This window comes from Stenotrophomonas sp. 10L48 (genome assembly GCF_056395105.1).
Genome location: NZ_JBFTIX010000028.1, coordinates 1 through 3,813 on the forward strand (window position 1 = coordinate 1; position 3,813 = coordinate 3,813).

Sequence of the window (3,813 nt, forward strand, 5' to 3'; positions counted from 1 at the left end):
CCCGAGGCACCCGAGGCATGCCTCGGGCGGGTTGGGCAGGACGCCCAACCCCGGTCTTGCCGTGTGCGCAGGACAGCGCACACGAGCAAGGCGCCATCGAGCCCCCAGGGATGGGTTTATGGCGTGTCCTGCGTCGGGGGGATCACCCCCTCAACCCAGCAGCAACCAAAACGCTGAACCCATCCGCGCGACGGCGCGCCTTCAATCCCTCAAACCGACTCGAACCGGTTCGCCGCCACGTTCTTGCGCACATGCTGCGGGTCGAAGATCCGGCCGTTCATTGCGATGAACACCCCCGCCGGCAGCGACTGCACCGCACCGATCGCACAGCCGATGTTGAACTCCGCATCCGAACCACGGAAACGCGCCGGGCTCAGCGCACCGGTCATCACGATGGTCTTGTCCGGGATCGTCGCCAGCACCTTGCCGGTCTGCACCATCGAATCGGTGCCGTGGGTCACCAGCACGTGGCGGGTGGGCTGCGCGGCGATCGTCGCGCGGATCAGCTCACGATCGTCGTCGTTGATGTGCAGCGAATCCTTGCGCAGGATCGGAATCACGTTGAAACGGAACGTGACCCCCAGTTCGCGCAGGATCATGCCGATCTGCGGGTCGCCGATCTGGTAGTCCGACTTGTCGTCGAAATAGATCTTGTCGATCGTGCCACCGGTGGTGACGACCAGGAGCTCTTCCATCATGTGCATGCGCGAAACCAAGGCAGGTACAGCGGCGCGGGGCCGGGAACGCAGATGATACGGCCCACCGGGCGCAGCGTCAGCGCCGCCGCCCGAAACGGGCGCGCAGGCCGGGCAGGCTGGCCGAAAAGATCACCAGCAGCGCCAGCACGATTTCGATCAGTGCCAGCCAGCGGGTCTCGGGATGGCTCCAGGCGCTCATCACGCCGTGGCTGAACCAGCCCAGGGCCAGCACCGCCGCCCAGAACCCGGCCTTGCGCCAGCCCAGCCGCAGGGCGATGGCCAGCGCCAGCGGCGGCGCAGTGAACACCAGCTGGGTGGCCAGCCAGTGCCTGTCGTTGATGAACCAGCCGGCAAACAGCGCCGCCAGCCCCATCAGGGCCAGCAGCAGCACGGTGCGCGGCGCGGTGCTCATCGCGCCAGCCGCTGCGCGATGTCGGCCACGCGCCGGCCCAGCGCCCGCGCCAGTACCGCCTCATCGTCGGTGGGTTGCGGGTCGTCGGCGGCGCCGGCCACGTGGCTGGCGCCATACGGCGTGCCGCCACTGGTGGTGTGGCTCAGCGCCGGCTCGGTGAACGGAATGCCGACGATCAGGCAGCCGTGGTGCAGCAGAGGTACCTGCATCGACAGCAGGGTCGACTCCTGGCCGCCATGCATCGACGCAGTGGACGTGAACACCCCGGCCGGCTTGCCGGCCAGCGTGCCGTTCACCCATTCGGCGCCGAGGCCGTCAAGGAAATGCTTGACCGGCGCGGCCATGTTGCCGAAACGGGTAGGGCTGCCCAGCAGCAGTCCCTGGCACTCCGCCAGGTCCTGCACGCTTACATAGGGCGCGCCATCGTCGGGTACCGGCGGCTGCGCGGTCTGGGTAACGGCAGCCACCGGCGGCACCGTGCGCAGCCGCGCTGCCATGCCCGGAACCTCGCCGATGCCCCGCGCGATCTGGCGCGCCAGCCGTGCCACCGAACCGCCGCGGCTGTAGTACAGCACCAGGATTTCGCCCATCGCGCCCAGCTCTCCTCATCGTGTGGACGCCAGTATGGCTATCCTGCACCGATTCCGCATCGGGTACCCTTGCGCCGATGGAACCTTTGGATACGCTCAATTTGTGGATGGAGCGCGCGCGGGATCGCGCACGCGCCGCCAGCTTCGGCCGCTTCCTGTGGCGCCGCTTCCTCGACGACCGCCTGTTCCAGGCCGCCGCCGCGCTGGCCTACACCACGGTGTTCGCGCTGGTGCCGTTGGCGATCGTGGTATTTGGCGTGCTCTCGGCCTTCCCGGTGTTCGATCGCTGGAGCGACCAGCTCAGCGACTACGTCTTCTCCAACTTCGTGCCCAATGCCGCGCGCGCTGCCGAAGGCTACCTGCGGCAGTTCTCGGCCAGCGCCGGCCAGCTCACTGCCGCCGGTTTCATCGCCCTGGTCATCTCGCTGCTGATCACCCTCAACAGTGTTGAAGAGACCTTCAACCAGATCTGGCGCGTCGGCAGCAGTCGGCCGCGGCTGACCCGCTTCCTGGTCTACTGGACGGTGCTGACCCTGGGCGCGATGCTCGCCGCTGCATCGCTGGCGGTGTCGGCGCGGGTGTTCGCGATGCCGTTGTTCGGCACGCAGGAGGGGCGCTGGCTGGCCGATCTCGCCTTGCGGCTGGCGCCGATCCTGATCGAATTCGTCTGCATCACCCTGATGTTCCGGGTGGTGCCACACCACACCGTGAAGTGGCGCCATGCGGTTCCGGGCGCGATTCTCGCCGCAGTGATCCTGGAGCTGGTGAAGTGGGGCATCGGCGCCTACCTGGGCAGCTTCCAGTCCTACCAGAAGCTGTATGGCACGGTGGCCTTCGTGCCGATCCTGCTGCTGTGGATCTACCTCTGCTGGGTGGCCGTGCTGCTGGGCGCGTCGTTGGCGTCGTCGATGGCGGCTTTCCGCTACCAACCGGTGGAACTGCGCCTGCCGCAGGGCTACGAGTTCTATGGCCTGCTGCGCCTGCTCGGGCGCTTCCAGCACGCACGCGCCAAGGGCAGGGGCCTGGCCGACGACGAGATCCTGCGGCTGGAACCGATGCTGACCGACTCGCTGCTGCAGGACCTGGCCTGCCACCTGGAGGGCATCGGCCTGCTGCGCCGCGATGAGCGCGGCGAGTGGCTGCTGGCCCGCGACCTGGACCAGGTCAGCCTGGGCGATCTGTACGAATGCACGCAGCTGCGCATTCCGGTGGCCGAACAACACCTGCCTTACCGCGATGACAGCCTCGGCCGGGCCGCCTTGGCCGCACTGGATGAACTGCGCCTGCCGCTGCGTGAACGCCTCAAGCGTCGCGTCAGCGACATCTACCCTGATTCTGGAGACGCCCCATGACCTGCAAGACCCCGTTGCTGCTGGCTGCGCTGCTGGCCCTGGCCGCCTGCAAACCCGCGCAGGAGCCGACCCCGGCCAGCAGCCAGCCGCCGGCACAGGCACCGACCCCGGCCGCGCCGGCGCCGGTGGAGGACACGCCCGCCGAACGTGTCACTGCCGAGTTCCCGACGCTGAAGATGAAGGCGGTCGATGGCAGCGATTACGACCTGGCCGCGCATCGTGGCAAGTGGGTGGTGGTGAATTTCTGGGCGACCTGGTGCGCGCCCTGCCGCAAGGAAATGCCCGAGCTGTCGGCGTTGCATGCCATGCGCAGCAACATCGAAGTGGTGGGCCTGGCCTACGAGGACATCGAGGTTCCGGAGATGCAGGCGTTCCTGACCAAGCATCCGGTGACCTATCCGATCGTGGTCGTCGATCCGTTCGACCCGCCGGCCGACTTCGCCACCCCGCGTGGCCTGCCGCTGACCCATCTGATCGACCCGCAGGGCAAGCTGGCCCACAGCTTCCTGGGCCCGGTCACCGCGGCGGACATCGAAAAGCAGATTGCTGCTGCCAAATAAGGGGAGGGGCAGGGCTGCGCCCTGCACCCACAGAAGCGGTAGTGCCGGCCGCTGGCCGGCAACCTCGACAGCAACAGCAACAGCAACAGCAACAGTCGAAGCAACAGCAGAAGCAGGTTTCCTGTGGGGAGGCGGGGTGGGTCCGGTTGCGGGGGACGCCGTAAATACGTCCCTGTAGGCTCGGTCGCCGCATCCATGCGG

General features: G+C 67.7%; 5 protein-coding genes. 2 read left to right on the forward strand and 3 right to left on the reverse strand.

Annotated features, from left to right (window positions below):
• Positions 1 to 209 precede the first annotated feature (209 nt).
• The 3 genes from AC1DCU_RS21400 to wrbA all read right to left on the reverse strand — a co-directional run bounded on the left by AC1DCU_RS21400 (position 210) and on the right by wrbA (position 1,700).
• A complete protein-coding gene (locus AC1DCU_RS21400) occupies positions 210 to 695 on the reverse strand; it encodes an asparaginase domain-containing protein (RefSeq protein ID WP_033830416.1) in 486 nt (161 codons plus the stop codon).
• 79 nt (positions 696 to 774) lie between these two features.
• Complete coding sequence (locus tag AC1DCU_RS21405; RefSeq protein WP_025879136.1) at positions 775 to 1,110, reverse strand: DUF2069 domain-containing protein; 336 nt, start codon at positions 1,108 to 1,110, stop codon at positions 775 to 777.
• Positions 1,107 to 1,700, reverse strand: a complete 594-nt coding sequence (gene wrbA, locus AC1DCU_RS21410; protein WP_025879137.1) for an NAD(P)H:quinone oxidoreductase — start codon at positions 1,698 to 1,700, stop codon at positions 1,107 to 1,109. Before wrbA ends, AC1DCU_RS21405 begins: the two co-directional genes overlap by 4 nt.
• 77 nt (positions 1,701 to 1,777) lie before the next feature.
• On the opposite strand from wrbA, the gene AC1DCU_RS21415 reads away from it, so the two are divergent.
• The gene (locus AC1DCU_RS21415) at positions 1,778 to 3,052 is read left to right on the forward strand and encodes a YihY family inner membrane protein (RefSeq protein WP_032977469.1); all 1,275 of its coding nucleotides are present in this window, start codon (positions 1,778 to 1,780) and stop codon (positions 3,050 to 3,052) included.
• Entirely contained in the window at positions 3,049 to 3,612 is a 564-nt protein-coding gene (locus AC1DCU_RS21420) for a TlpA family protein disulfide reductase (protein ID WP_033830417.1), read from the forward strand. Before AC1DCU_RS21415 ends, AC1DCU_RS21420 begins: the two co-directional genes overlap by 4 nt.
• Positions 3,613 to 3,813: the final 201 nt, after the last annotated feature.